Raw genomic sequence first — 26,478 nt, forward strand, 5'->3', positions numbered from 1 at the left:
CGGTGCACTCGCGTCCCTCTAGAGCCAATTGCCGGGGGACGCAAACGACAAGTTAGCCGAAAGCGATATGCCTCGACGGGGCTGGACCCGGCCAAGCGGGCGAATTGGATAAATAATTTGACCAGTTGCTGACGCTGGCTTTATCTTGCGCGTCACCGGTTCAATCCCCAGGCATCCCCGTTGAGCGACATTTTCTCCAGGATCGAGCATTCCCGCACCGCCGACGAGGTGGTGCAGCAGATCGAGAGTCTGATCCTCGAAGGCGTTCTGCGCACCGGCGACAGGCTGCCGGGAGAACGCGAGCTGGCGCGCCGGTTCGAGGTGTCGCGGCCGATCCTGCGCGATGCGCTGAAGGCGCTGGAGGGGCGCGGGCTTTTGACCACGCGGCCAGGCGGCGGCACCCATGTCGCCGACGTCATCGGCCAATTGTTCACCAAGCCGGTGACGGACCTGATATCCATGCACCGCAAGGCGGCGACCGACTATCTGGAATACCGCCGCGAGATCGAGGCGGTGGCGGCCGAGTATGCGGCGCGGCGCGTCACATCAGACGACCTGGCGCTGCTCGACCGCATCATGGCGCGCATGGACGAGGCGCACCGGACCGGCAATTTCGACGACGAGGCGGAAATCGACGTCGAGTTCCACCACGCGATCTGCGAATGCGCGCACAACATCATCCTTTTGCACACGCTGCGCTCGTGCTACCGGCTGCTGTCGGAGGGCGTCTTCCAGAACCGGCTCCTGGTGTTCAACGTGCCGGGCGCGCGCGAAGCGCTGCTCTCGCAGCACCGGGCGATCTACGCGGCGGTGAAGGCCGGCGATCCGGCGGGCGCGCGGCAAGCGGCGATGGACCACATCACCCATGTCGAACGCACCATGGCCGAGGCCGAGCGCAGCGGCGACTGGCAACGTGTGTCGCGGCTGAGGCTGATGCAGCGCTCCGAAGCCGCCGACAGCGAGCCGGCAAGAAAACGCTCGTGAGAGCCGGCTAAGAATTACGACGAATTAACGAACAATCAGCGGGAAGCCCATGAGCATGATCCTTACCATCGCCGATCTCAAGGACCTGGCGCGCCGCCGCGTGCCGAAGATGTTCTTCGACTATGCCGATTCCGGTGGATGGACCGAAAGCACCTACCGGGCCAACGAGGAGGATTTCCAAAAGATCAAGTTCCGCCAGCGCGTGATGGTCGACATGAGCAACCGCTCGCTGGAATCGACCATGATCGGCGAGAAGGTGGCGATGCCGGTGGCGCTGGCGCCGACCGGCATGACCGGCATGCAGCACCCCGACGGCGAGATGCTGGCGGCGCGGGCGGCGGAGGAATTCGGCGTGCCGTTCACGCTGTCGACGATGAGCATCTGCTCGATCGAGGATGTTGCATCAGTGACCAAGAAGCCGTTCTGGTTCCAGCTCTATGTGCTGCGCGACAAGGATTTCGTCCTCAGTCTCATCGACAGGGCGAAGGCGGCGAAGTGCTCGGCGCTGGTGCTGACGCTCGACCTGCAGATCCTCGGCCAGCGCCATAAGGATATCCGCAACGGGCTTTCGGCGCCGCCGCGCTTCACGCCGAAACACATCTGGCAGATGGCGACCAGGCCGGGCTGGTGCATCGGCATGGTGGGGACCAAGCGCCGGACCTTCCGCAACATCGTCGGCCACGCCAAGGGCGTCGGCGACCTCACCTCGCTGTCGTCATGGACGACGGAGCAATTCGATCCGCATCTGTCGTGGAAGGACGTTGCCTGGATCAAGGAGCGCTGGGGCGGCAAGCTGATCCTGAAGGGCATCCTCGACAAGGAAGACGCGCTGATGGCAGCCAAGACCGGCGCCGACGCGATCATCGTCTCCAATCATGGCGGACGCCAGCTCGATGGTGCGCCGTCGTCGATCGAGGTGCTGGAAGAGATCGCCGACGCGGTCGGCGACACGATCGAGGTGCATATGGATGGCGGCATCCGCTCGGGCCAGGACGTTCTGAAGGCGCTGTGCCTCGGCGCCAAGGGCACCTATATCGGCCGGCCTTTCCTTTACGGCCTCGGCGCGCTAGGCAAGGAAGGGGTCACAAAAGCCTTGGAAATCATCCGCAAGGAGATGGACATAACGCTGGCACTGTGCGGAAAGCGTCTGGTAACCGACATGGGCAAGGATCAGCTTCGGCGTTAGACGCCCGTGACGGCATGATCACGGAGATGGACGCATTGACCACCCCCGGCATCCACTTTCTCGACGCGCGCGGACCGGAAGGCATGCGCATCTATGCGGTCGGCGACGTGCATGGCCGGCTCGACCTGCTCGCCGCCATGTACCGACGGATTGCGGTCGAGATCCGCCAGGCGCGGCCGGCCGACTGGCGTGTCATCCATCTCGGCGACTATGTCGACCGCGGCCCGGACTCCAAGGGCGTCATCGATTTCCTGATCGAAGTGCGAAAACGCGACCCGCGCCACCTGATGCTCGCCGGCAACCACGATATCGGCTTTCTCGACTTTCTCGATAGCCCTGATCCGGACGGGCTTTTCATACGCTATGGCGGCATCCAGACCGCGCAATCCTATGGCGTGGCGATCAATGAAGGCGGCGGCGCGTGGTTTGGCAGGTCCGAGGCGGCACTGCGGCAAGGCCATGCCGCGCTGGTCGAGGCCGTGCCGAAAAGCCATGTCGACTTCCTGCAGTCGCTGCCGTTTTCACTGACGTTCGGCGACTTCTTCTTCTGCCATGCCGGCATCCGGCCAGGCATTGCGCTGGAAAGTCAGAGCACGCAGGACCTGATCTGGATCCGCGATGTCTTCCACAACCATTCCGGCCTGCATCCGAAGATCGTGGTGCATGGCCACACGCCGGTGCCCGAGGCAGAAGTGATGGTCAACCGCGTCAATATCGACACGCTCGCCTACCAGACGGGGAACCTCAGCGCGCTCGTTGTCGACGGCGCCGACAAGCGTATCCTGGTGGTGTCAGGCGAGAAGGCTTAAAGCGCGTGGCGCTTCAAGGCTTTGTTTTAGCGAAGCGCGGCGGTGACGCCGTAGCCGTCGACGGCGTTGTGGTTGTTGGCTGCGTCGCCGGCGTAGGTGCCGAAGCCGCACAACACTATGGCCGACAACATGACAAAGGACAGAAGCGCTGCTTTCACGGACGTCATCTCTTGTTGAGCTTTCTGCATCTGTGCACGAGGCGGGTTACGAATGGGTTGAAACGGAAAATGCGTCTCAAGGTTTCGACGATTTCGCGCTTCTAGGCAGCTTCTGTATCGGCGGTGTGTCGCGCGAGTGACACAAAAGGTTCATCGCGTTGCACGGAAGATGCAGAGCGCGTGCCTTCTAAGGTGGCGGGCGGCCACAAGCCAAGGAGGAAACAAGCTGTCCACAGCGGATTTTTGCCGGCGTGCCAAATATGCAACGTCGGCACCGACAGCCGTCAGATCGTCGCCACCCAGGCGCGGGCGATGGCCAGCCCGGCGGCATCGGCATCCGCTCCGTTGCGGGCCATTTCGTCGTCGAGCCGGTCGCTCCAGTCTGGATGCCGTTCGGCAATGAGCGATGCGAAGGATGTGCTCCAGTCGCGGACCATCGGCCGGTCCGCCTCGAAATGGAACTGAAAGCCGTAGACGGCGCGGCCGATGCGAAACGCCTGGTTCTCGGCGATTTCGTTGCCGGCGAGCCGCACGGCATCTTCTGGCAGCACAAAGGTGTCGTCGTGCCACTCGAAGATGGGGAAATTTTCGGGCAGCGCGGCGAGCACCGGATCGGCCTTCGCCGCCTCAGTGAGCGAGACCTTGTGCCAGCCGAATTCCGAGGCGCCGCCGATCCGGTTCTCGCCGCCGAAGGCGCGAGCCACCAGCTGGCTGCCAAGGCAGATACCGAGCACGGCGCGATCCTTGCCGGCAAAATCGCGCGTCAGGTCGAGCAGTTCAGGAAAATACGGGCAAATCTCGTCGTCCAGCGCATTCTGGGCGCCGCCGAGCACGACCATGGCGTCGTGCCCAGTGCTGTCGTGCGGCAGCGCCTCGCCACAATAGGGCCGGCGCAGGTCGATATCGGCGCCCGTCTCGACAAGAGCTGCGCCGATCTGGCCAAGGCCCTCACTGTCGAAATTCTGGACCACCAGCACCCGCATCGACAAACCTGCTGACATGAAAATGATGCGACGAGCGATATCATGCTGCCGTCATTCCGGCCAAGATGCGTATTCGGGGAGAAAGCTATGCCACTGCAGAATCGGGTCGACCCGTTCGGCGTCATCCACGCCGTGCCGGAGCGCGGCCTGTTCATGGGCAATCGCGGCATCATCCATGACCCCGAAACGAAGACGCTGCTGAAAAAGCGCTGGGCGCTGCAGGCCTGGATCATCTGCGTCTGCGAATTCCGCGATGTACGGCGCGAGCCGATGGGCCGCAACAGGAATGGTGGCAAGGCCGGCTGGACCGAGCTGTTTTTCCTGGACGAGGTGACCGCGCTCTCGGCCGGGCATCGGCCTTGCTTCTTCTGCCGGCGCGACCGGGCCAGCGATTTCGTCCAGCGCTTCGGCATGGCCTTCGGCATTGCCGAGCCGCGTGCGCCGCAAGTCGACAAGCGCCTGCATAAGGAGCGGCTGGCGTCGGGTGGGCCGGCACCGGTCGTATCTGCAGAAGAGCTTGCCGGGTTGCCGGACGGCGCCATGGTTGCGGACGGCGGCAACGCCTACGCGATGCGCGGCGGCAAGGCACTGCGCTGGTCGTTCGCAGGCTATGGTGATCGCGTGGGGGGCGAACCGGTAGCGTTCGGCGGCTTCGCCGACCGCCCAATCCGCCTGCTCACGCCGACAACCACCGTTTCCGTGCTGAGGCAAGGCTACGAACCGGTCTGGCACGCGAGCGCTGAGGCTTGACGTCAAGGTTTGGCTCGCCCATTCCTCGGCGATGCGCGCCAATTACAAGATGCAGCGGCTGTTCGTGCCGGACGACCTCGGACCGGATATCGAGTTCGAGGCGAGCCCGCAGCATAGCCACTACCTGATGCATGTGCTGCGGCTCGGCGAAGGTGCCGAAGTCCTGTTGTTCAACGGCCGCGACGGCGAATGGTCGGCGGCGATCGCCGCCAAATCAAAAAAGGCGGTACGCCTGAAGGTGCTGGTCTTGCAGCGGCCGCAGCCGCCGCTGCCAGATCTCGTCTACTGCTTTGCGCCGATAAAGCAGGGTCGGCTCGATTATCTGGTGCAGAAGGCGGTCGAGATGGGCGCCGGCGTCCTGCAACCGGTCATCACCCAGCACACGCAAGTGGCAAAGCCCGGCATCGAACGCGTGCGTGCCAATGTCGTCGAGGCCGCCGAACAATGCGGCATCCTGGCGGTGCCGGACGTGCGCGAAGCGGAAAAATTCGAACGCCTGCTGGCCGGCTGGGACAAGGAGCGGCGGTTGATCTTCTGCGACGAGGATGCCTCCACCAACAATCCGCTGCCGGCGCTGCAAGCGCTACGGGAGAAGAAGTTCGGGCTGCTGGTCGGGCCCGAGGGCGGGTTTTCCGACGAGGAACGGAGGATGCTGAGGGCGCTGCCTTTCGTCACGGCCATTCCGCTCGGTCCGCGCATCCTGCGCGCCGACACGGCTGCGGTGGCGGCACTGGCGGTGATACAGGCGACGGTCGGGGATTGGTGATCAATTCCAATTACCCTGTGGCTCAGGATTTTTCGCTTGATCGCCTACTGACATTTCGTCCATCTAGCGCCGGCGGTCGTCCGGCCGCCTACAGCGCCGCGTGTCCTTTCGGACGCGCATAGGACGTTGTAGCACTTGGTTTGGCGCATGATCCCCAGCGAAAATCGATGCCGATTTTCGGGTCATGCGTCGGAGGGCTGTTCATGGCGCGCGACACAACCGATTTCCGGCCGATCGAAGGCGTCGACGAGCTTGTCGAGCATCTGGCTGAAGGCAACAAGCCGCGCGACAAATGGCGCATCGGCACCGAACACGAGAAATTCCCATTCTATGTCGACGGCAATGCGCCAGTGCCCTATGGCGGCGATCACGGCATCCGCGCCATTCTCGAAGGCATGCAGGAAAAACTCGGCTGGGATCCGATCATGGATGCCGGACGCATTATCGGCCTGGTCGAGCCGACCGGCCAGGGCGCGATCTCGCTGGAGCCCGGCGGCCAGTTCGAATTGTCCGGCGCGCCGCTGGAGACGATCCACCAGACCTGCCGCGAGGGCAATGCGCATCTGGCGCAGGTGCGCGAGATCGCCGAGCCGATGGGCATCCGTTTCCTCGGCCTCGGCGGCAGCCCGAAATGGTCGCTGGCCGAGACGCCGAAAATGCCGAAATCGCGCTACGAGATCATGACGCGCTACATGCCCAAGGTCGGCACCAAAGGCCTCGACATGATGTACCGCACCTGCACCATCCAGGTGAATCTCGACTTCGAGAGCGAGGCCGACATGCGCCGCAAGATGCAGGTGTCGCTGAAGCTGCAGCCGCTGTCGACGGCGCTGTTCGCCAACTCGCCGTTCACCGAGGGCCGGCCCAACGGATTTCAGAGCTGGCGCGGCGACATCTGGCGCGACACCGACAACCAGCGCTCGGGCCTGCTCGACTTCTGCTTCTCGCCCGATTTCGGCTTCGCCGACTATGTCGAATGGGCGCTCGACGTGCCCATGTACTTCGTCATCCGCGACAGCCAGTACCACGACATGACGCACGTCACCTTCCGCCAGTTCATGGCAGGTGCGGCCCTCAACGAGATCCCCGACGGGCTGCCGACGATGGGCGATTGGGCGAACCATCTGTCGACGCTGTTTCCCGACGTGCGATTGAAGCGCTTCCTTGAAATGCGCGGCGCCGATGGCGGACCGTGGCGGCGCATCTGCGCGCTGCCGGCCTTCTGGGTCGGGCTGCTCTATGACGCGGCGGCGCTCGACGCGGCCGAGGCGCTGACCTCGAGCTGGACCTATGAAGAAGTGCTGGCGATGCGCAACGCCGTGCCGGAACAGGGCATTTCGGCGCCGTTCCGCAACATGACGCTGCGCGAGATCGCCCGCGACGTGCTCGTCATCTCGCGCATGGGGCTGAAGAACCGCGGCCGCAAGAACCGCGACGGCTACGACGAAACGTCGTTCCTCAGCACGCTGGACGAAGTCGTCGCACGCGGCACCACCAGCGCCGAGGAGCTGCTCTCCGCCTATCATACCCGCTGGGGCGGCTCGATCGAGCCGGTGTTCATGGAATATGCGTATTAACCGTTATGGAAGCGAATAAGGGCGCCGCGCGTCCGTTTGGACCCGCGAAGGACGCTCTAGGTCTCTTTGAGCCTACGCATCGGTGCTTTTCCGAAAATCGATTCCGATTTTCGGGCCGATGCGATAGGCTCGCTCCTACGAGAATTTCCCCGAGGAGAAAACCAATGCCTTCCTTGTTCGACATTCTGGCGCAGGCGCAGAACGGCAATGGCATGCTGGCCCTGGCCCAACAGTTCGGGCTTTCGCAGCAGCAAGCGCAATCGGCGGTCGAGGCGCTGCTGCCGGCCTTTTCACAGGGGCTGAAGCGCAGCACCTCCGATCCTTACGGGCTCGGCGCGTTCATGACGGCAATGGCCAGCGGCCAGCACGCCAAATATTTCGAGGACGCAAGCCGGGCCTTCTCGCCGCAGGGCGTCGATGAAGGCAACGGCATTCTTGGCCATCTGTTCGGCTCAAAAGAGCTGTCCCGCGCCGTTGCCAGCCAGGCTGCGCAGGCGAGCGGCGTCAGCCAGCAGGTCCTGCAGCAGATGCTGCCGGCCGTGGCTTCGATGATGATGGGCGGACTGTTCAAGCAGACCACAAATCAGATGCAGGCAGCAGGCGGATTCGGCGGCGGCGGCAATCCGCTCGGCGAGATCATCGAGCAGATGATGCGGCAAGCTGGCGGCGGCGCACAGGCGCCGGCACCACAGCAGCGCCAGGGGCCGCAGCCCGGCCCGATGGACAATCCGTTCGGCAAGGTGCTGCAGGACATGTTCGGCGGCGCGCAGCAGCCGCAGCAGGCACCCAATCCCTATGGCGACAATCCGCTCGGCAAGGTGCTGCAGGATATGTTCGGCGGCGGCGCGCAACAGCCGCAGCGCGAAGCGCCGCAGCAGCGCGAAGCGCCGCAGCCACAGGCCAATCCGAGCGGCAGGCCACGCAATCCGTTCGATGATTTGTTCGGCAAGATGTTCGAGGCGGGCGCGCAGCAGCGTGACGATTACCAGAAGGGCATGGAATCGATCTTCGATCAGTTCAAGCGAGGCATGGATCGGCGCTAAACCGACGAGGCGGCCGCAATCTGATCTTGAGCGTCGCCCAAAGAAAAATGCCCGATCCTTGGGAGGACCGGGCAGTGTGCAGGCGGGCCGGCGGGGAACCGGCAGGGAGTGGGAGCCTGCGAAATCCTATAGCGCCGCGCACCCCAAGGGCACGCAACCAACGCGATCAGGTCACTTTGCGGGCAAGATCCTCGATCGTGTCTACGCGATCGGCCGCGATGACGCGAAGCCTCTCGGTTGGATCGCGGCCGAACGGCACCTCGATGGCGACGTGGAGATCGGCGCGCGTCAAGCCGATGTCGGCAAGTTCGGCATCCGACATCTCGCCAAGGCGATAGAAGGCGCGGCGGTTTTTCCAGGCGCGGTAGACGTTGGAGATGGTGTTGACCACGCGCGTCGCAATAGCCGGACGCGACGTGATGCGCGAGGTCTCGGTGGCGAAATCAAACGTAGCCATGTCAGTCTCCTTCAGTCGAACGGACGAAGACGGGCGATCGGCGCTGGTAAGCGGCCGTTCCGGTCCCGATTCACATGCCGTCATGTGGACAGTCGTAAATTTGCCATCGTTCGATTGATTAATCCAACGAATGTTTCTAATCTTTAACATCAACAGCAGTGATGGATGGGAACGATGAAAGCGCCACTCGATCTCGATCAGTTGCAGACCTTCGTCTCAATCGTCGACACCGGCAGCTTCACCCGCGCGGCGGAAGCCGTGCATCGGACCCAGTCGGCGGTGTCCATGCAGATGCGCCGGCTGGAGGAACGGATCGGCAAGCCGCTGTTCGAAAAGGACGGGCGCACCAACAGGCTGACCGAGGAAGGCGACAGGCTGCTCTCCTACGCAAGACGGCTGCTGTTCCTCAATCGGGAAACGCTGGCCGCCTTCGACGACCGGCGGCTCGAAGGCACGATCCGCATCGGCACGCCGGACGACTATGCCGATCGTTTCCTGCCCGAGATCATGGCCCGCTTCGCCCGTTCCAATCCACGTGTCGAGCTGACCGTGATCTGCGAGCCGACGCCGGGCCTGGTCGATCATATCAAGCGCGGCAATCTCGATCTGGCGCTGGTGACGCACAATGACGCACACGGCCAGTCGGAAGTGGTGCGGCGCGAACCGCTGCTGTGGGTCACTTCGGCCAACCACGCCACGCATGAACAGGAAGTTCTGCCGATGGCCTTCGGCCGGCCGAACTGCATCTGGCGGCGGGCTGCGGTCGACGTGCTCGACCGGCAGAACCGCGACTACCGCATCCTGTTCACCAGCTTCTCGGCAACCGTCATCACCGCCGCGGTGCTTTCCGGCCTGGCGATCTCGGTGCTGCCGGAATGCGCGCTGCGGCCCGGCATGCGGGTTCTGGGCGAACCCGACGGGTTCGGCGCGCTGCCCGATTGCCGCATCGGCATCATGCGCGGCCAGACGTCGCGGCCGGAGATCGTCGACGCGCTGGCCCGCCACATTTCGGAAAGCCTCGACAATATTTCAGTGCCGCTCGGCGAAGATACGGGAAGCTTCGACTTCCCGGCATTTGCCTTCTCTAAGACGAAGCGGACCAAGCCGAACCAGATCTCGCCGGGCTGGTGAAAAACCCCCGCAATTGGCCGGCACCGGACACAGCCGTCTTGACGCGGACGGACAACCGCCCCCCAATCGGCCAATGAGCGACGCAGTATCCGAATCACGCACCAACGCCACCGAATACACGGTGAGCGAGATTTCCGGCGCGCTGAAGCGCACAGTCGAGGACGTCTTCGGCAATGTGCGGGTGCGCGGCGAAATATCAGGCTATCGCGGGCCGCATTCCTCCGGCCATGCCTATTTCTGCCTCAAGGACGACCGCGCACGGCTCGACGCCGTGGTCTGGAAGACCGCGATGAGCCGGCTGAAATTCCGCCCCGAAGAAGGCATGGAGGTGATCGCCACCGGCCGGCTCACCACCTATCCCGGAAAGTCCACCTACCAGATCGTCATCGACAATCTGGAGCCGGCCGGCGCCGGGGCGCTGATGGCGCTGCTGGAAGAGCGCAAGCGCCGGCTGCAGGCCGAAGGCCTGTTCGATGCCGGCCGCAAGCGTTTGCTGCCGTTCATGCCGCGCGTCATCGGCGTCGTCACCTCGCCGACAGGCTCCGTCATCCGCGACATCATACACCGGATCAAGGACCGGTTTCCGCTGCACGTGCTTGTCTGGCCGGTACGGGTGCAGGGCGAGACGGCAGGCGCGGAAGTGACCGCCGCCGTCAACGGCTTCAACGCGCTGGCGCAGGATGGCATTATTCCGCACCCCGACCTGTTGATCGTGGCGCGCGGCGGCGGCAGCCTCGAGGACCTTTGGGGGTTCAATGACGAGGCACTGGCCCGCGCCGTCGCCGCCTCACGCATTCCGGTGATCTCCGCTGTCGGCCATGAAACGGACTGGACGCTGATCGACCTGGCGGCGGATGTGCGGGCGCCGACGCCGACGGGTGCCGCCGAAATCGCCGTGCCCGTGCGCGCCGACCTCGAAGTAACACTTGCCAGCCTTGGTGCGCGGCTCAAGACTGCGGCATCGCGCAATTTCGAACGCAAGCGCCAGGCGGTGCGTGCCGCCGCGCGCGCGCTGCCCTCGCCCGACCAGCTGCTGGCGCTGCCGCGCCGGCGTTTCGACGAGGCGACGAGCCGGCTCGGCCGGGCGCTGTCCGTCAGCGTCCAGCGCAAGCGAGCCAGGCTTCAAGCGGAGCGGCTGACGCCGGCCACCCTGTCTCGACGCATGAACGAGGCGCGCACGCTGGCCGGCCGTGATCTCGCCCGTGCGCAGGCGGCGTTCTTCGCCATCGTGCGCGAGCGGCGAACGCGGTTTTCGCGCACCGCGGCGCGGTTGTCGCCCGCGCCGATCGCAAGGCGGCAGAAATTGCAGGCCGATGCCCTGGCGGCGCTGTCGCGGCGACAGGACCGGGTGATTTCGGTGCGGCTCGAACGCTTGCGCGGAAAACTGACCCAGGCCGACCGGCTGCTGGCGACGCTGTCGCACAAGGCGGTGCTGGCGCGGGGCTTCGCCTTGGTGAAAGACGCCGACGGCGCAGTGATCAAGCAAGCTGCGGAAGTGGTGCCGGGTATGGCACTTTCGCTGGAGTTCGCTGACGGAACCGCCGATGCGATTGCGACCAGCGGTACCGCAAGACCGAAAACAATTGCAAAGCCGGCCGCCAAAGCCAAGGAGCCCGGCAATCAAGGCTCCCTGTTCTAAGTGCCCAATGATTATTTTCAGGCGCCCATAATCCCGATGACTTCTGAATGCCCATGACCGGCAATCCACATCACCGGACGCCTTCCGGCAGGTCGCGTGCAAGAGCCTTCGGCATTAGTTTTGACGGCACGCCCGGACCGTTCAACGCCATCACCGATGTGGCTGGCGTTGCGGTTGGCTATTCGACGCTGATTTCGGGCGATGGTGCGCTGGTGGTCGGCAAGGGACCGGTGCGCACCGGCGTGACCGCTATCCTGCCCAGACCGCGCGACGATCTCGCCACGCCGGTCTTTGCCGGTATCTTCAGCCAGAACGGCAATGGCGAATTGACCGGCTCGCACATCATCGAGGAAACCGGTGCCTTCAATTTGCCGATCACCATCACCAACACGCATTCCTGCGGCGTTTCACGCGACGGAACGCTGCGCTGGATGCAGCGCGTGCTGCCGGCCGCGCTCGACAGCGGCTGGGGTCTGCCGGTGGCGGCGGAAACCTATGACGGCTTCCTGAACGACATCAACGGCCACCATCTCAGGTTCGAACATGTCGCCGCGGCACTCGATGGCGCGACCAGCGGATCGATCGAGGAAGGCAGCGTCGGCGGCGGCACCGGCATGATCGCCTTCGCTTTCAAGGCAGGCTCCGGCACGGCATCGCGCATCGTCGAATGGCACGGCCGGCGCTACACGGTCGGCGCGTTCGTGCAGGCGAATTTCGGCAAGCGGAGCAATTTCACCATTCGCGGCTTGCGCGCCGGGCCAGATCTCGTGGAACCGGCGATCCGCGAAAGCACGCCGCGCGCCGAAAAGGGCTCAATCATCGGGATCGTCGCCACCGATGCGCCGTTGCTGCCGCATCAGATGAAGCGGCTGGCCCGCCGGGCGCCGCTCGGCGTCGCCATGACCGGCGGCTTCGGCTATCATAGCTCGGGCGATATTTTCCTCGCCTTTTCGACCGCCAACCGCGAGGCGGCGCTGGCGCCGTCAGGCCGCATCGCCAGCGCCGATTTTATCCCGGATACCGACATCGACCCGTTCTTCGACGCCGTGATCGAATGTGTGGAGGAAGCAATCCTCAATGCGTTGGTCGCCAATGACGACATGACCGGGCGCGACGGCAATTTCGTGCCGGCGCTGCCGAAGGCATGGCTCAAGGGCAAATTCGGTGCGAGTCAGGGAAAGTAGGACTGTGTGGCGTGTCACGCGTCGCACAGGTCTTGGAAATGGTTGAGCCTGGTAAATAGATGCCTTTCGCCGGGTCGGCATGTCACTCGCTAAAGCGCGTCGCGTTTGAAGGGATTCATGCGACGCGCTTTAGTTCTTTGTTTTATGCATGTCGTTATCCCAAAACCGCTGCGCACTTTTGGGCGACATGCATTAGTCCGAATTCTTTTCGTCCTGGTCGGCCTCAGCCGCCTCTTCCAGCCTCGACGCGATAAGTTCCTGAATGTCGCCGACCTCTTCCTGGATATCCTCCAGCGGTATGCCGGCCTCAGCCGCCTTGGCCGCGCATTCCCTGGCGAGGGTCTCGGCCTGCTCTTCGATCCTGTCCAGCGAGGACTGGCAGTGGACCTTTTCGCCGATCCACTCCTGCAAGAACTCGATCGCGTGTTCGCTCATGCTGCTGTTCCCTGGCGGCTGCGCCGGTTGGTAATCATAAACGCCGGCATCCCCGAAAAGATGCACGCTCCTATTCCAACCGAGTCGCCGTCACCCGGCAAGCCGATCTTGCCCAAGCTCCACAGGGCTGACGGAAATCGAAGGTTCAAGGAGCACATTCTAATTCTTGAGGAGATTCTATTTTCTTGAGGAGACTGGCACCGTTGGCTGGGATCATGTCCCGGATCGCGCCATTGTTTCTACTTGCTTTTTTCCGGCAATCCAGTCAATTTGTATGACAATAGATGTCACATACGTGGCACGTTTGCGGCGCCATTCGCTGCGCGATCCTACGGGTACGCGGCCAAAGCCGCCGCTATATAGTGACATCCTCAGGCAATGTCGACTCTGCTCGCCATCCGGTGGTGGGTCAGTTTGAAATTCGATCAAGACGGATTGCCGAAGATAATTGCAACGAGGGTGGCCGCGCCCAAGCTGCTGAGATAGACAATAGCGCCGTATCTAATCACCCGGCGCGCTCGCGCTGTCAGGAAACGGGGTGACAACCATTCAGCATAGAGCCTTGCATTTTGCTGCCCAAGGCGTTCGCTCCATGGAAGGTTCTGCTCATCAACTGATCCGTAGAAATCGGTCTGCAGAATAATGCTCAGGATTGCGACGAACATGGCTGCGAAACTCAGGACAGCGACAACGACACAGGCTGTAATTGGAATAATCAATTGAGAATTGTTCGCCCACTCATACTTCAAATGTCCTCACTCCCCTTTTTGTACGAACCGCGAACCAATCGGTTTCTTTGCCTCTTTGGCCTCGATCAGCGCAACGATATCCCTGAATTCCCATAGCTTGTTAGCAACGTCAGCGGACCTTGCCGGCGTCATGCGCAGCGAAGCATGACGCGGCGCATTGGCGAAAGCGCCTATTTTGATCGAGGCGCAATTTCAAGCTAACCGAGCGCATTGAGATGCAGAGCAGCCTGGCGCGGTAGCGCCGGCGGTCCTGCCGCGGTCGCTTCTCGCCGGAGAATTGCCGTGGCGGCCCGCTTTGCCAGCCCGCCACTCGGGAAGCTCACTCCCTCGGGTCGCGTTGCTTCAGCAATCGAAAAGTTCGGCCTATCCGCCAACCATGAGCTTGACGACTTCGTCATGGTTGGTCTCCGAGATCTTGCGCTCGCCGGCCTGAACGCCGCGGCGCAGCACGACGATGCGGTCGGAAACGGCGAAAATATCCTGCAGATTGTGCGAGATGAAGATTACGCCCCGCCCTTGCGCCTTGAGCTGGTGGATGAGCGAAATGACCTTGCGCTGCTCCGGGACTCCGAGGGCCGCGGTCGGTTCGTCCATGATCAGGATCTGCGCGTCCCAATAGACGGCCCGGCCGATGGCAACGGCCTGCCGTTGACCGCCGGAGAAATTGCTGACCGGGGCGTCGAGCCGGCTGACATGGAAGTCCAGCCGTCCCATGGTCTGCTTGGCGGCGACGGCCATGGCCTTGCGATCGAGCACCGGCAAGAAACCGAAGGCCTTGCGCATGGGTTCACGGCCGAGGAAGATATTGGCGCCGATGGACAAATTGTCGGCGAGAGCGAGATCCTGGTAAATGGTCTCGATGCCTTTTTCGCGCGCCTCCTGCGGCGTCGCGAACGTCACCGGCTGCCCTCTCAGCAGAATTTCACCGCCGGTCGGCTGAAAGACGCCCGATATCGCCTTGATCAGCGTCGTCTTGCCGGCGCCGTTGTCGCCCGCCAGGGCCACCACTTCGCCCGGCCGCACGGCCATGGAGAAATCGTTCAGCGCCTGCACCGCACCGAAATGCTTGGAAAGGCGTCGGACTTCGAGAAGGGGGGTGGTTTGTTCGGAACTATTCATCCTGGCGAGCTCCACTGAACCGGCGCTGCGCCTGGTCGATAAGGACGGAGATAATGATGACGAGACCGACGGCGATGAACTGCCAGAACGGCTCGACATTGACGAAAACCAGCCCGTATTGAATGACCGCGATCACCAAGGCGCCGGCAACCGTCCCGAAGATGGTGCCGGAACCACCGAACAGGCTGGCGCCGCCGATCACCACCGCTGCGACACTGTCGAGCAGCAAGGGTTCGCCGGCCTGGGCGGCGCCCGCGGTGAAGCGCGCTGCATAGAGCGCGCCCCCGAGGCCGGCGCACATCGCCGAAAGCACGTAGAGGCGCAGGATGTGGCCCCTGATGTCGATGCCGGCGCGACGCGCCGCCTGCACATTGGCGCCGATGGCGTAGTTGTGCTGGCCGAACCGGGTCTGGCTCAGGATGTAGTGCATCACGACGACAAAGACGGCGGCAATGATGACGAGATAAGGCACACCGTAGAACCTGCCGTTGCCAAGCAGCGCGAACCAGGAATTCTGGACCGGTACTGTTGTGCCGCCGGCCAGCAGGAACGCAGCGCCACGCGCCACGCCAAACATGCCAAGCGTGCCGATGAAGGGTGGAATTCTGAGGCGCGAGATCAGCAAGCCATTGATGACGCCAGGCACTCCGGCGACGATCACGGCCGCCAGAATGCCCAACGTCATGGCCAGAGGCACCGGCATGGCGATGCCAGCCATATTCGTGGCGTGGGCCGCAACCACGGCCGCGAGACCCATGATGAAGCCCAGCGAGAGGTCGATGCCTCCCGAAATGATGACGAAGGTCTGCCCGGTCGCCAGCAGCAGCGGCGCCACGGCAAATATTGCAATGGACTGCACGTTGAACGGGTTGAGCACGAAGGTCGCGCCGAAGGAGAGCCTGGACCAGACCTCGAAACAGATGATCAGGCCCGCGAGGAACAGCCAGGCGCGTCCTTCGGCGATGCGTGCGAGCCAACTCCTGGCCGGGTCACCGTGATCCGCCTGAGGAGCGACATGCGTTTCGATTGGTGATGTTGAAGTCATGAATGGTTCCGATCCGCAGAGCGGCCTCCGACAAACAGGGTCAAGAGACCCGGCGCAGGTCTCCTTCCGGCAGGCCGGAAGGAGACTGGCTGGACTTATTCGGAATAGAGGTACTTCGAGATGTTCGGGTCGGCGATGTTGGCCTTGTCCATGATCGTAAAGCCGGTGCCGACCGCAACCGGGATCGACTGGTCCGTCAGATGGGCATAGGCCGACATGACGCCGAAATAGCCGATTTCCGCGGGATGCTGGGCAATCGCCACGTCGACAAGGCCGGTGTTGATGTTATCGACAATGCTGGTCGGCGCGTCGAACGCCACGACCTTGACGGTGCCGGTCTGCCCGGCCTGCTGGACGCCATTCGCTGCGCCGAGCGCCGAGAACAGATTTGCACCGAACACCCCAACGAGATCGGGATTGCGCGCGAACACAGCCTGCAGCTGCGAGGCGGCCTTGTTGGCGTCGTTGTCATTGAACTGGGTTTCGAGAACGGTGATGCCGGGATGGTTGGCCGCCATCTCCTTCTTGAAGCCCTCTTCACGCTGGTCGGTGGTCGAAATGCCGGGCTTAACATTCGAAACGTAGACCTTGCCCTTGTCGCCTATGGCCTTGGCCAATGCCCGCGCGGCGATCTCGCCGCCCAGAATATTGTCCGAAGCGATATAGGACAGTGGGAAATCCGCCTCGCCGGCGCCGGTCTGGTAGACGCCGCTGCCGATGAAAGTGTCGACGGTGATCACCGGAATGCCGGCATCGTTGGCCTTGCGGAGCGGCTCGACCAATTGAACCTTGTCGGTCGGCGCGATCAGGATGGCGTCCGGCTTCTTGGCGATGACCGCGTCAAGCACGGGGACTTGCGTTACCGGATTGAAATCCGGGGCGCCCTGGAAAACCAGGGTCACGCCAAGGGCATCGGCTGCCGCCTGGGCTCCCTTGCGCATGGTGATATAAAAGCCGTCGGTGGTAAGACCCGGAATGAGCGCAATGGTGAACTTTTTGTCCTGCGCCAACGCCGGCGTGACCAGCGCCGCTGCGCAGATGGCGAGAGCCGCCAGGGCGGCAACAATCTTCTTCATAACATCCTCCCCATGGTGTTGGCAGATTTGCCGTTGCGATCGACATTGAAATGGCCGTCAATTCGTTCCGGCTATGTGAAGTGCTGGCGGCGAGAACCAGGTTCGCCTGCTTGCTGTTATGGGCAGCTTTCCTCCCGAGCGCCCCCCAGTCGTTAGGTCGGCCAGTCGAAACCGACCAGCTGATGCGCAGTCCCGTTCCTAGCCTCCGCAAGGTGCAGGGAACAGCGCCGCTCGGCGCGCATGCTTGCCTAGCCGCAAGGTTGTAACACTTTGCTGAAAGAAATTGCAACCGGGTATTTCCGAGATCGAAACGCTTTCAAACCGGACACCATCTGTCTGCTCCGCAGAGCCCTCACGCAGACTATTGCCCCAACTCCTTGACGACACAACTGATGACTTCGCGGCGGCGGGCTCACGAGCCGCGTCTGATGTCGATCAGTTTGGGATCGATCAGGTGTGCCGATGTCACACATCGGCGTGCCACCATTATCGGGGCAAGAGAGCCTCGAGGATGGCCTGGGCCGTCTTCGTGTCTGTAACCAGCGCGTTGATAAGCCCGGCGCGGACGGCACCGATGATGGCCATCGCCTTCTCCGGCGAGGCGGCAACGCCGATCGACAGGGGGACGGCTCGAAGCTGGGCCGGCGACATTGCGATCATCCGGCCCTCCCCCTCCCACGGGATGAGCGTGCCTTCGGCGTCGAAGTAATGACGGATAACGTCTCCAGCCGCATGAAACAGGGCCTGTTCGCTCAGCGTGGCCGCACTCGCTTCGGGCGGATTGATGGCATGGGGCAGGCCGACGCCGACGATCGCAACGTCGGTCCGGTCCCAAAGCGCGACGCTGTCGCGGATGGCCGCATCGCCGAGGAAGACCTCACGCAACTCGGAGGACGGCAGATAGGGCGCATGGATGAAATGCGGCGTCCCGCCGAACTCTTCGGCGGCGAGCCGGACAAACTCGTTGATCTGAAAATGCGGCGCCTGCTGCTGCATACCGCCGGTGGCAGCGACGGTAAGAACGCCGGGAATGCGAGGCAGGCCTGCCTGGATAACCTCGCGAATGGCTCGCCCCCAGCCAATGGCGACCACGGAGCCGGCCGTCAGTTCCGCTTGCTTGAGCAAGGCGCCGAGCGGCGCAGCGAGGGCCGTCAGCGCACCGGCCGCCGGCGTTTCGATGACCGTCGCGACGCGAAGTCCGAGTCCCTCGACCAATTGCGTGGTGATGCCTTCGGGCGTTGCAAGATCGAGAACCTCGATCCGCACGATGCCCTCTGCTCTCGCCCGCTGCAGGAGACGCGATATCGTCGCGGTGGAGACACCAAGCCGCCGCGCGATATCGACCTGCGACATGTCAGCCTCATAGTGCAGTTTGGCGACCGTATGCAGCATCGTCCGCGATGCGGCCGCATCTTGTGCGGGAGGGACAGCCAGCTTGCAATTCCTTTCAGCAATGTGTTACAGACCTCGACCGATGGCAGTTATCGCGCAAATTCGGCTGACTCGCAACGTGGGCTCGTTTCCACGGCAAATTGCGGGGCCAGGGCCAAATTTCTCGGTTCGATAGCGCATCAAAGCGGCAAATTCTCCCGCCGACAGGCAGGTAAGAACTAAACCTTTCTTGTTCCACGGATCTGCGCCCTGGTGAATGGGCGCGCCAACATCGGACAGAAGACCATGACAAAGATGACGACCGCAGAGTTGCGCGGGTACCAGCAGATATGCGGCCAAGACGGGGCCATCATGGCCATCGCCTGTGACCAGCGTGGCGGCATGCGAACCTTGCTTGCGGCGGATCCTGCAGAACAGGCCAAGATCACCAACGACATGCTCGGCGACACCAAGTCGGACATCACGCGATACCTCGCGAGCCAGGCGTCCTGCGTGCTGCTCGACCCGCTCTGCGCGGTGCCGCGGGTTGTCGATGAAGGGGTGCTGAACCGCGATACGGCTCTGCTCATCGGCCTCGATGCCTCGGGCTTCGACGTCTCGCCCGCCGGTTACCGCCTGTCGCGCCTCGCTCCCGGCATCGGCGCGCGCCGCGTCCGCGAGCTCGGCGGCACCGGCGGCAAGATCATGGTCTATCTCAGGGCCGACAGGCCTGAGGCGAATGAGCACAATGTCGCCATTCTGCGCCAATGCATCGCCGACTTCGCGCAAGAGGACCTCCTGCTCGTCGTCGAGTTCCTGACCTATCAGCTCGAAGGGGAAAGCCTTGAAGACTATACGGCCAAGGTCCCCTGGCTTGTCGAAGAGGGCACCCGGATTTCGCTGGAATGCGGGGCAAAGGTGCTCAAACTTCCTTATCCCGGAACGTCGGAAGCCTGCGCCAGGATCAGCAGCATGGCTGGCGAGGTGCCATGGGCGGTCCTCTCCGCCGGCGTAAACCACGCGACATTCCTGGGCCAGGTCGAGATCGCGATGAGGAACGGCGCGTCAGGCGTCATCGCCGGCCGGTCGTTGTGGAAGGACTGCATCTCGCTTGACCGTGACATTCAGCGGGAAAGGCTTAAGACCATCGCAGTGTCGAGATTGCGCGAGCTTCAGGCGGTGATCGGAAACTACCGGCAGAAGGCCGCTTAGTCCATGACAGGACGTCATGCCTCTTAGTTCGATGGCCATAGGAATCGATATCGGCGGCACCAATCTGCGCGCCGCCCGTATTTCCAGCACGGGCGAAATCCTCGACCGCATTTCCGAGAAAAGCGCGCCGGACCCGGAGCTCGTGCTCTCCCGGATCGCCGAAATGGTGCGCCGGCTCGATTCTCCCGAAGTTGCCGCCATCGGCATCGGCGTCCCCGGACGCGTCGATGCGCGGCTTGGCGCGGTCTTGTCCGGAGGCTATGTCAACCTTGCCTCGATCTCCCTGGCGCAACGACTGGAAAGCCTGGCGGGCAAGCCCGTGGTGATCGACAATGATTGCAACATGGCACTGATCGCGGAAATGGCTCTCGGCGCCGCCAGAGGCCATGAAAGCATCGTCATGTTCACGATCGGGACCGGCATTGGTGGTGCCGTGGTCCAAGACCGGCGGATCGTCCGCGGCAAGGGGACGGCGGGGCAGCTCGGCCATATCACGGTCGACATATCAGGCGAAGCGTGCGTCTGCGGCCGGCGCGGCTGCGTTGAAACCACCAGCTCAGGCACAGCGCTTGGCCGTCACATCGCGCGGGCAGGCCTCGGTCCGGATGTTTCGGTCGATCAGCTTTTTGCCCGGGATGCGGGCGGCGATCCCTTGGCGCGCGGCATACTGGAAGCCTGGGCCGGCCCGCTGCGTGCGGCAATCGATACGACGGTTGCCATGTTCGCCCCTGACCTGGTCGTGCTCGGCGGCGGACTTGGCCTGGCGGCCCACAGGGCGCTTGCCAGGGCTCCCGCCTTGGCTCCGTGGTACCAATGCCCGGTCGAAGCGGCGCAACTGGGTGATGATGCCGGCGTCATCGGCGCCGGTCTGCAAGCGATCGCGACGAAGGCGGCAGTCGCGCCCGTGTCCTTACCATCTGCCCGGCTCGACCCCGGCCGGCTTGCCGTACCCGGCCGGCGTGCCGTGCCCGCCAGGCGCGCCGTGCCCGGCCGGCGTGCCGTGCCCGCCAGGCGCGCCGTGCCCAGCCGGCGCGCCGTGCTCGTCAACGGCATCCCCGCCAGCGGCAAAAGCACCGTTTCGCGCGGCATCGCCGAGCGCATGGGTTGGCCATTGCTCGCGCTCGATACGATCAAGAACCCGTTCCTCGAGGTGCTCGGCGGCGGCGATCGCGAATTCAACCGCACGCTCGGCCGCGCCAGTTACCACGCCATCTGGTCGGTCGTCGGCGAGGCTCCGGCGGGCACCATATTTGTCGTCGACGCCTGGTTCGGCTTCCAGCCGCGCCAGGTGCTCGAGGATCACCTGCGAAGGGCCGGCGTCGAGCAGACCGCCGAAATCTGGTGCCATGCTCCCGGTGGGGTTCTGGCCGAGCGCTATCGCGCACGGCTCGACCAGCGTCCCGCCGGCCATCCCGGCGCGGCCTACATCCCCGAACTGATCGAACTGGCCAAGCGCGCCGAGCCACTGCGGCGCGGACCGCTGTTTGACGTCGACACGACCAAACCGATCGCGTTTGATGCCATCACGCAATGGCTGCAGGCGACGATTGCGGCTGACAGATAGGCAGCGCGGCCGCCCAACAATTCAGTGATTTAGCAAATAAAGCGATGGTACCGTTGGCTGGGATCGAACCAGCGACCTCCGGATCCACAATCCGGCGCTCTAACCATCTGAGCTACAACGGCACGCTTGCCCGAGCGGGATCGAATGGACCGTTCATTCTCCGGGACCCGCTCTGTCGTTCGGCGATGCGTCCATACGGGCTATCGGAGTTTAATTCAAGGCTTTTGGCCGCGCATGACCCGAAAATCAGAATCGATTTTCGGAAAGGATCATGCGCAAAATCCAAAGCTCTACAGCGTCCTTTGCGCGTCCAAGAGGACGCGCGGCGCTGTAGGCAAAGATCGTCACCTTTCGCCGGGCAAAGAAAAAGGCCGGCGGGAGGAGGTGCCGGCCTTTTCCTGTTACAAGCCAGCGGGAGGAGGTGCTGGCTGGTCACCCCGGAGAGCAGAGGGAGGAGGTTCCACCCGCCGGGTATTTGCTTGACCACTATATCTCACATAATCCTCTTCGAAGAAATGCGACCTTTTGTTGCATCTTCGAAATATGCGCAAATATTAGGCGGCCTTAATTTCACTCATCGCCTTCTCGAAGGCGGACTTGATCGGCTTGGAGACGTCCTCGGCCGCCTTGGAGGCGACGGCCTGGAAATCCTTTGCCTGCTCGACGGTCATCTCGACGCGCTTGCGCAGGAATGCGGTCTGCAGCTCGACGACTTCCGACAGCGACTTGGCGCCGATCAGCGCTTCGAAATGCGAAAAGCCGGCTTCGGTATTGGCGCGCAGAGCGGCGATGGTCTTGAGCGACAGGTCGTTGGAAACGGTCTTGGCGGTCTCAAAGGTCGACTCCAGAGCCTTCTGGGTCTCTTCGGCGCCGGTCTTCAGCTTGGCATAGGCCTCTTTCGACTGCTCGACGCCCTTTTCCGCGAAAGCGCGGATCTGGTCGGTGGCCTTGGAAGCGTCGAAGCTCGGGAATTCGACGTTTTCAGCGGTCTTGGTCCTGGACATATTCCATCCTTTGCAGTGGCAGCGGCTTCGACAGAAAGCCGTCTCGTTCATGTATGATGGCAATATAAAGGCAAATTTTGTGCATTGCAATATCTTTGTTGCAGCGCACCATAGAATTTCTCTCCCAGCGTTAACCACGAGGCCAGAGATTCCGGCGGTTGCACGCTATGGCTTGTGGACCTTCGCGCCGTCGGCTTTTATTAACAAAGCGTTAACCGCAAACTGCCGCTGTGTGAGGGCTCCCAAAGCGCATGCCGTCCGAAAACTACTCCTTCCTCGACGTCGCCGTGCTCGACGCGGTCCGCCAGCGCTTTGCCGCCGGCGACGCGATCGCGCTTCTGTCGGCAGACCTCGAACAGGTGATCTGGGCAAACGGACCAGGGGCAGCGGTGTTCGGCTATCCCGACATCGAGGCCATCATCGGCGCCTCGACAGGCTTGCCGCTGATCGCCAGGCGCCAGATCATGGCGACAAGCGGTTTTCCACAGATCGGCCGCGACCGCGCCATCACGCTGCGGCTGGCAACCGGCCTGACCAGCCGCGCGGTTGGCTTTCTGGCCAGCACGGTGACAATGCCTGACGGCGAAAACGCGATTATGCTGGCGGTGCCGGCGGCGCAGACCGGCTCGCGCAGCGCCGCCGAGATCGCCGCTCGGGCCATCAGCGGCTTTACCGAAGACGGTCATTACATCGCCTTCGTCGACGCCAAGGGCAACATCGAGGCCGCTTCCGATGGTTTTTCGGCGCTCGGCATCTTGCCCGAAACGCTGGCAGCGCTTGTGGCCGATGTGGCGCACGAGAGCGACCGCATCGTCAAACGCCTCGTTCCAGGCGGCACCACTTCCTATCCGGCCGGCCTGGCCCGGCTGACGGACGAGCGGCACCTGCTGGTGGTGATCGACGAGGACCGGCTTGACTCCGAAGAAGCCTCTGCTGGCGAGCGCAGCGCGGGGATGGAAACCGCAACCGGTGCGGCGGCGGCCGTTGCCGCAGTCCGGCCAAAGGCAGAACAGGACAATGCGCCGGCAGCAGTCGCGAAGACGGATGCGGCAGAGACAGTCCCGGCAGCCGGCGAAGACACATCGGTGTCGGCGGAGCATGACGTTCCCGATGCCATCGGGCCCGATTCGACCCGGCCCGATTCGACAGGACCTGATTCAACCGCGCCTGATTCGACCGAGCAGGGTCCGGAAGCGGCCGGCGGAATGCCTCCACAGCATGACCATTGGTATTTCAGCGCCAGCGAGGATGAGGCGCAAAAGCCGGGACCGGATGCGTCCGGACATGTCGAGGCGGATGCTTCGGCGGAAAGTTCCGCACAGGATGCCATCAGGGCCGCCTCCCCGACTGAGCGTGCCATCCCCTCGATCGACCGCGCGGCGCCGCCCCTGCGTTTCGTCTGGCGAACCGACGCCGAAGGCAGGTTCAGTGCGCTGTCGCCGGAATTCGCGGAACTCGTCGGCAAGCCTGCCGCCGATGTGATTGGCCGGCGCTTCAGGGACGTCGCGGCCACCTTCGACCTCGATGCGTCCGGCGAGATCGCCGGCCTGCTCGACCGACGCGACACCTGGTCCGGCCGCTCCGTGCTGTGGCCGGTTGCCGGCACCGATTTCAAGATACCCGTCGACCTGGCGGCGCTGCCTGTCTACGGCCGCAGCCGTGCCTTCGAGGGTTTTCGCGGCTTCGGCGTTGCTCGCACCAGCGATGCAGTGGTCGATCCCGAAGCGATCGGTATGGCGCTTGTCCCCAATGCAGAGGCCACCGCAGCTGTGGAGCCGGAAGTCGCCGCAACGCCTGACGAAACCGACCCGTTCCAGGGCGAGGTGCCGGCGCTGACCATCGTGCCGAAGCCGGAGCGGCGCTTTGCCGACAAGGTGATCCGGTTGGCCGAGCACAGGCAGCCGGCCAACGACAAAGGCCTGTCGACGCTGGAACGCAGTGCATTCCGTGAGATCGGCGAGCGGCTCAAGAAGGACAATCCCCCGACCGAACAGCCCGATGCTGCAATACCGGCTGCGGCGGAACCGACCGAAACCGATGTCGAAGACGAGAACGATGTCGCAAGGCTCGACGGCGAGCAGCCGGAAGCAACCGTGTCCGGCATCTCAGGCTCGCTGCTCGATTACGCCGACCGGGACTATGTCGCCGACAACAGCGACGGTGCGCCGGTTTCGGAGCCGGACAAGGCGGCGCAAGAGGTGGTCGAACCCACCGACACGAGTGGTCGATCGACCGCCGCCGAAGACAACGACAGCATGACGGCTGCCGATTTCCGTGACGCAGAAGACGACGAGGATTGGGCGCGGCCCGATGACGACGAAGCCGGTTCGTCAACCGATGACATCGGCGATGCCGGCGACGTGGAGCCGGCGCCGATCGAACCGCCGCGCCTGCCGGTGCCGCCGCTCAAGCTCGAAGGCTTCGTGCCATCGGCTTTTTCGACCGCAGATGACAACAAGGCTCCGGATATCTCGATCCTCGGCAAGCTGCCGGTGCCGCTGCTCATCCATTCCGGCGACGATCTTCACTATGCGAATGAGGAATTCCTCAGCCTGACCGGCTATGACACGCTCGACGATCTGGAGGATGCCGGTGGCCTCGGCGCGCTGTTTGCCGATCCTTACGACGGCAGCGCCCCCGACGGAACCGATCACGCGTTGCGGTTGAAGACACATGACGGTCAGGAGTTCCCGATCGAGGCCATTCTGCGTTCGGTGCCGTGGCGTGGCGGCAAGGCGCTGATGCTGGTCGTGCGCCGTTCCGGCGACGACGAGGCAGCAGCTATTCCGCATGGCGCCGCCGACGACCATACGCAGCCGGACACTTCCGAACTCAAGGCACGCATCGCCGAGATGCGCACCATCATCGACACCGCGACCGACGGCGTCGTGCTGATCGGCCGAGACGGAACGATCCGCTCGATCAGCCGCCCGGCGGAAGCGCTGTTCGGTTTCGACAGCGACGAGGTGACCGGCAAGCCCTTCGTCTCGCTGTTCGCGATCGAAAGCCAGCGCGCCGCGCGAGACTATCTCGACGGACTGTCCGAGCCCGGCGTGGCGAGCGTGCTCAACGACGGCCGCGAGGTGATCGGACGCGAGGCGCAGGGGCGCTTCATTCCGCTGTTCATGACCATCGGCAGCCTGCCCAACGACAGCGGCTTCTGCGCGGTGGTGCGCGACATCACCCAATGGAAGCGGGCCGAAGAGGACCTGACCCAGGCGCGCGCTGTGGCCGAGCGCGCCTCCTCGCAAAAGACCGACTTCCTCGCCCGCATCAGCCACGAGATCCGCACCCCGCTCAACGCCATCATCGGGTTTTCCGAGCTGATGGTCGACGAGAAATTCGGGCCGGTCGCCAATGACCGCTACCGCGACTATCTGCGCGACATCAACCGGTCGGGCAACCATGTGCTCGACTTGGTCAACGACCTGCTCGACATTTCGAAGATCGAGGCCGGCCAGCAGGAGATGGCCTATGAGGCGGTGTCGCTCAACGACACGCTGGCCGAGACAGTGGCGATGATGCAGCCGCAAGCCAACCGCGAACGTGTCATCATCCGCTCCAGCTTCGCCTCACGGCTGCCGGAAGTGGTGGCCGATCTGCGCAGCGTGCGCCAGATCGCGCTGAACATCCTGTCGAATGCCATCCGCTACACGCAGGCCGGCGGCCAGGTGATCGTATCGACAGCTTACGAGATCTCCGGCGACGTCGTGATGCGCGTGCGCGACACCGGCATCGGCATGAGCCAGTCCGAGATCGAGCAGGCGCTCAAGCCGTTCAAACAGATCAACGCGCTGAAGCGTGGGCGCGGCGACGGCACCGGCCTCGGGCTGCCGCTGACCAAGGCCATGGTCGAGGCGAACCGGGCCCGGTTCACCATCAACTCGACCCCCGGCGAGGGCACCCTGGTCGAAGTCGCTTTCCCGTCGACCCGCGTGCTCGCGGATTAGTTAAAAAGAAAGGCGTCCAACAGGACGCCTTGAATGATTGGATTGCTGTTACATCGGGGGCTTGAGCGAATTCAGATCCTCTGGGGATTTAGAGGAACGGGATTTCTCCCTCAAGTTACGCACGACTATCGATGCCGGCCCTTAACAAAACCTTACCGGCGCCGCGAAAAATTTACCAATGTGTACCACTCATGAAATCTAGGTAAATTCGAGCGAGATATTTCGTTAACCATGCTCGGCTGCCGTTTGAACGCGTGACGGTTCTCATGTCTTGGAGATTAGTTGA

Annotated in this window: 23 protein-coding genes and 1 tRNA gene; 13 read left to right on the top strand and 11 right to left on the bottom strand. The window is 63.3% G+C overall.

Annotated elements, in window-relative coordinates; all coding sequences use genetic code 11:
* Positions 1–180 precede the first annotated feature (180 nt).
* From AC0L3I_RS21105 to AC0L3I_RS21115, 3 genes are read left to right on the top strand one after another with little or no spacing between them, the layout of a single operon-like run.
* The gene (locus tag AC0L3I_RS21105) at positions 181–984 is read left to right on the top strand and encodes a FadR/GntR family transcriptional regulator (RefSeq protein ID WP_473528099.1); all 804 of its coding nucleotides are present in this window, start codon (positions 181–183) and stop codon (positions 982–984) included.
* A 49-nt stretch (positions 985–1,033) separates the two neighbouring features.
* On the top strand, positions 1,034–2,170 hold the full coding sequence (locus tag AC0L3I_RS21110) for an alpha-hydroxy acid oxidase (protein ID WP_473528100.1): 1,137 nt from the start codon (positions 1,034–1,036) through the stop codon (positions 2,168–2,170).
* 35 nt (positions 2,171–2,205) lie between these two features.
* Positions 2,206–2,979 carry a metallophosphoesterase gene (locus AC0L3I_RS21115; RefSeq protein WP_473487198.1) on the top strand — a complete coding sequence of 258 codons (774 nt, stop codon included), beginning with the start codon at positions 2,206–2,208 and terminating at the stop codon, positions 2,977–2,979.
* Between the two features lie 26 nt (positions 2,980–3,005).
* Here the strand turns inward: AC0L3I_RS21115 and AC0L3I_RS21120 are convergent, their stop codons facing one another.
* A complete protein-coding gene (locus tag AC0L3I_RS21120; protein WP_258124092.1) occupies positions 3,006–3,137 on the bottom strand; it encodes a hypothetical protein in 132 nt (43 codons plus the stop codon).
* A 284-nt stretch (positions 3,138–3,421) separates the two neighbouring features.
* Entirely contained in the window at positions 3,422–4,120 is a 699-nt protein-coding gene (locus AC0L3I_RS21125; protein ID WP_473528191.1) for a type 1 glutamine amidotransferase, read from the bottom strand.
* Between the two features lie 87 nt (positions 4,121–4,207).
* Here AC0L3I_RS21125 and AC0L3I_RS21130 point away from each other — a divergent pair, with 87 nt between their 5' ends.
* The 4 genes from AC0L3I_RS21130 to AC0L3I_RS21145 all read left to right on the top strand — a co-directional run bounded on the left by AC0L3I_RS21130 (position 4,208) and on the right by AC0L3I_RS21145 (position 8,256).
* Complete coding sequence (locus AC0L3I_RS21130) at positions 4,208–4,870, top strand: hypothetical protein (RefSeq protein WP_473487147.1); 663 nt, start codon at positions 4,208–4,210, stop codon at positions 4,868–4,870.
* 31 nt (positions 4,871–4,901) lie between these two features.
* Entirely contained in the window at positions 4,902–5,636 is a 735-nt protein-coding gene (locus AC0L3I_RS21135; protein WP_473528101.1) for a 16S rRNA (uracil(1498)-N(3))-methyltransferase, read from the top strand.
* Positions 5,637–5,839: 203 nt separating this feature from the next.
* Positions 5,840–7,213 carry a glutamate--cysteine ligase gene (locus AC0L3I_RS21140; RefSeq protein ID WP_473528102.1) on the top strand — a complete coding sequence of 458 codons (1,374 nt, stop codon included), beginning with the start codon at positions 5,840–5,842 and terminating at the stop codon, positions 7,211–7,213.
* Between the two features lie 164 nt (positions 7,214–7,377).
* On the top strand, positions 7,378–8,256 hold the full coding sequence (locus tag AC0L3I_RS21145; RefSeq protein ID WP_473528103.1) for a DUF937 domain-containing protein: 879 nt from the start codon (positions 7,378–7,380) through the stop codon (positions 8,254–8,256).
* 166 nt (positions 8,257–8,422) lie between these two features.
* On the opposite strand, the gene AC0L3I_RS21150 is transcribed toward AC0L3I_RS21145, so the two are convergent.
* The gene (locus tag AC0L3I_RS21150; protein WP_095491361.1) at positions 8,423–8,713 is read right to left on the bottom strand and encodes a DUF1127 domain-containing protein; all 291 of its coding nucleotides are present in this window, start codon (positions 8,711–8,713) and stop codon (positions 8,423–8,425) included.
* 174 nt (positions 8,714–8,887) lie between these two features.
* On the opposite strand from AC0L3I_RS21150, the gene AC0L3I_RS21155 reads away from it, so the two are divergent.
* The 3 genes from AC0L3I_RS21155 to AC0L3I_RS21165 all read left to right on the top strand — a co-directional run bounded on the left by AC0L3I_RS21155 (position 8,888) and on the right by AC0L3I_RS21165 (position 12,667).
* Positions 8,888–9,844, top strand: a complete 957-nt coding sequence (locus tag AC0L3I_RS21155) for a LysR substrate-binding domain-containing protein (RefSeq protein WP_473487150.1) — start codon at positions 8,888–8,890, stop codon at positions 9,842–9,844.
* A gap of 73 nt (positions 9,845–9,917) precedes the next feature.
* Positions 9,918–11,483: an exodeoxyribonuclease VII large subunit gene (gene xseA, locus AC0L3I_RS21160; RefSeq protein ID WP_473528104.1), complete on the top strand. Its 1,566-nt coding sequence runs from the start codon at positions 9,918–9,920 to the stop codon at positions 11,481–11,483.
* 53 nt (positions 11,484–11,536) lie between these two features.
* A complete protein-coding gene (locus AC0L3I_RS21165) occupies positions 11,537–12,667 on the top strand; it encodes a DmpA family aminopeptidase (RefSeq protein ID WP_473528105.1) in 1,131 nt (376 codons plus the stop codon).
* 192 nt (positions 12,668–12,859) lie between these two features.
* Here the strand turns inward: AC0L3I_RS21165 and AC0L3I_RS21170 are convergent, their stop codons facing one another.
* From AC0L3I_RS21170 to AC0L3I_RS21195, 6 genes are all read right to left on the bottom strand, one after another.
* Positions 12,860–13,102 (bottom strand): DUF768 domain-containing protein, encoded by a 243-nt coding sequence (locus AC0L3I_RS21170; protein ID WP_095491365.1) that lies wholly within the window; start codon positions 13,100–13,102, stop codon positions 12,860–12,862.
* A 425-nt stretch (positions 13,103–13,527) separates the two neighbouring features.
* Positions 13,528–13,851 (bottom strand): hypothetical protein, encoded by a 324-nt coding sequence (locus tag AC0L3I_RS21175; RefSeq protein ID WP_473528106.1) that lies wholly within the window; start codon positions 13,849–13,851, stop codon positions 13,528–13,530.
* A gap of 363 nt (positions 13,852–14,214) precedes the next feature.
* A complete protein-coding gene (locus AC0L3I_RS21180; protein ID WP_473487155.1) occupies positions 14,215–14,970 on the bottom strand; it encodes an ATP-binding cassette domain-containing protein in 756 nt (251 codons plus the stop codon).
* On the bottom strand, positions 14,963–16,015 hold the full coding sequence (locus tag AC0L3I_RS21185) for an ABC transporter permease subunit (RefSeq protein WP_473487156.1): 1,053 nt from the start codon (positions 16,013–16,015) through the stop codon (positions 14,963–14,965). Before AC0L3I_RS21185 ends, AC0L3I_RS21180 begins: the two co-directional genes overlap by 8 nt.
* Before the next feature lie 95 nt (positions 16,016–16,110).
* Positions 16,111–17,091, bottom strand: coding sequence for an ABC transporter substrate-binding protein (locus AC0L3I_RS21190; protein WP_473487157.1), 981 nt, complete (start codon positions 17,089–17,091; stop codon positions 16,111–16,113).
* Positions 17,092–17,577: 486 nt separating this feature from the next.
* A complete protein-coding gene (locus AC0L3I_RS21195) occupies positions 17,578–18,483 on the bottom strand; it encodes a sugar-binding transcriptional regulator (protein ID WP_473528107.1) in 906 nt (301 codons plus the stop codon).
* Positions 18,484–18,768: 285 nt separating this feature from the next.
* Here AC0L3I_RS21195 and AC0L3I_RS21200 point away from each other — a divergent pair, with 285 nt between their 5' ends.
* Together AC0L3I_RS21200 and AC0L3I_RS21205 are read left to right on the top strand one after the other, a co-directional pair.
* Positions 18,769–19,674, top strand: coding sequence for a tagatose-bisphosphate aldolase (locus tag AC0L3I_RS21200; protein WP_473528108.1), 906 nt, complete (start codon positions 18,769–18,771; stop codon positions 19,672–19,674).
* 16 nt (positions 19,675–19,690) lie between these two features.
* Positions 19,691–21,238: an ROK family protein gene (locus AC0L3I_RS21205; RefSeq protein ID WP_473528109.1), complete on the top strand. Its 1,548-nt coding sequence runs from the start codon at positions 19,691–19,693 to the stop codon at positions 21,236–21,238.
* 45 nt (positions 21,239–21,283) lie between these two features.
* Here the strand turns inward: AC0L3I_RS21205 and AC0L3I_RS21210 are convergent.
* Both AC0L3I_RS21210 and AC0L3I_RS21215 read right to left on the bottom strand, forming a co-directional pair.
* Positions 21,284–21,360: transfer RNA gene (locus AC0L3I_RS21210), tRNA-His, on the bottom strand.
* Between the two features lie 432 nt (positions 21,361–21,792).
* Positions 21,793–22,242, bottom strand: a complete 450-nt coding sequence (locus tag AC0L3I_RS21215; protein WP_473528110.1) for a phasin — start codon at positions 22,240–22,242, stop codon at positions 21,793–21,795.
* Between the two features lie 251 nt (positions 22,243–22,493).
* On the opposite strand from AC0L3I_RS21215, the gene AC0L3I_RS21220 reads away from it, so the two are divergent.
* Positions 22,494–26,192, top strand: coding sequence for a PAS domain S-box protein (locus AC0L3I_RS21220; RefSeq protein ID WP_473528111.1), 3,699 nt, complete (start codon positions 22,494–22,496; stop codon positions 26,190–26,192).
* The last annotated feature ends 286 nt before the right edge of the window (positions 26,193–26,478 follow it).

The sequence above is a fragment of the Mesorhizobium sp. WSM4840 genome (genome assembly GCF_055811755.1).

Bases quoted from the DNA above. Each gene is read 5' to 3' on its own strand.
- AC0L3I_RS21145 (WP_473528103.1), top strand. From the start codon at position 7,378: ATGCCTTCCTTGTTCGACATTCTGGCGCAGGCGCAGAACGGCAATGGC.
- AC0L3I_RS21215 (WP_473528110.1), bottom strand. From the start codon at position 22,242: ATGTCCAGGACCAAGACCGCTGAAAACGTCGAATTCCCGAGCTTCGAC.
- AC0L3I_RS21170 (WP_095491365.1), bottom strand. From the start codon at position 13,102: ATGAGCGAACACGCGATCGAGTTCTTGCAGGAGTGGATCGGCGAAAAG.
- AC0L3I_RS21205 (WP_473528109.1), top strand. From the start codon at position 19,691: ATGCCTCTTAGTTCGATGGCCATAGGAATCGATATCGGCGGCACCAAT.
- AC0L3I_RS21190 (WP_473487157.1), bottom strand. From the start codon at position 17,091: ATGAAGAAGATTGTTGCCGCCCTGGCGGCTCTCGCCATCTGCGCAGCG.
- AC0L3I_RS21155 (WP_473487150.1), top strand. From the start codon at position 8,888: ATGAAAGCGCCACTCGATCTCGATCAGTTGCAGACCTTCGTCTCAATC.
- xseA (WP_473528104.1), top strand. From the start codon at position 9,918: ATGAGCGACGCAGTATCCGAATCACGCACCAACGCCACCGAATACACG.
- AC0L3I_RS21130 (WP_473487147.1), top strand. From the start codon at position 4,208: ATGCCACTGCAGAATCGGGTCGACCCGTTCGGCGTCATCCACGCCGTG.
- AC0L3I_RS21110 (WP_473528100.1), top strand. From the start codon at position 1,034: ATGAGCATGATCCTTACCATCGCCGATCTCAAGGACCTGGCGCGCCGC.
- AC0L3I_RS21140 (WP_473528102.1), top strand. From the start codon at position 5,840: ATGGCGCGCGACACAACCGATTTCCGGCCGATCGAAGGCGTCGACGAG.
- AC0L3I_RS21185 (WP_473487156.1), bottom strand. From the start codon at position 16,015: ATGACTTCAACATCACCAATCGAAACGCATGTCGCTCCTCAGGCGGAT.
- AC0L3I_RS21195 (WP_473528107.1), bottom strand. From the start codon at position 18,483: ATGCTGCATACGGTCGCCAAACTGCACTATGAGGCTGACATGTCGCAG.
- AC0L3I_RS21150 (WP_095491361.1), bottom strand. From the start codon at position 8,713: ATGGCTACGTTTGATTTCGCCACCGAGACCTCGCGCATCACGTCGCGT.
- AC0L3I_RS21125 (WP_473528191.1), bottom strand. From the start codon at position 4,120: ATGCGGGTGCTGGTGGTCCAGAATTTCGACAGTGAGGGCCTTGGCCAG.
- AC0L3I_RS21180 (WP_473487155.1), bottom strand. From the start codon at position 14,970: ATGAATAGTTCCGAACAAACCACCCCCCTTCTCGAAGTCCGACGCCTT.
- AC0L3I_RS21165 (WP_473528105.1), top strand. From the start codon at position 11,537: ATGACCGGCAATCCACATCACCGGACGCCTTCCGGCAGGTCGCGTGCA.
- AC0L3I_RS21135 (WP_473528101.1), top strand. From the start codon at position 4,902: ATGCGCGCCAATTACAAGATGCAGCGGCTGTTCGTGCCGGACGACCTC.
- AC0L3I_RS21200 (WP_473528108.1), top strand. From the start codon at position 18,769: ATGACAAAGATGACGACCGCAGAGTTGCGCGGGTACCAGCAGATATGC.
- AC0L3I_RS21220 (WP_473528111.1), top strand. From the start codon at position 22,494: ATGCCGTCCGAAAACTACTCCTTCCTCGACGTCGCCGTGCTCGACGCG.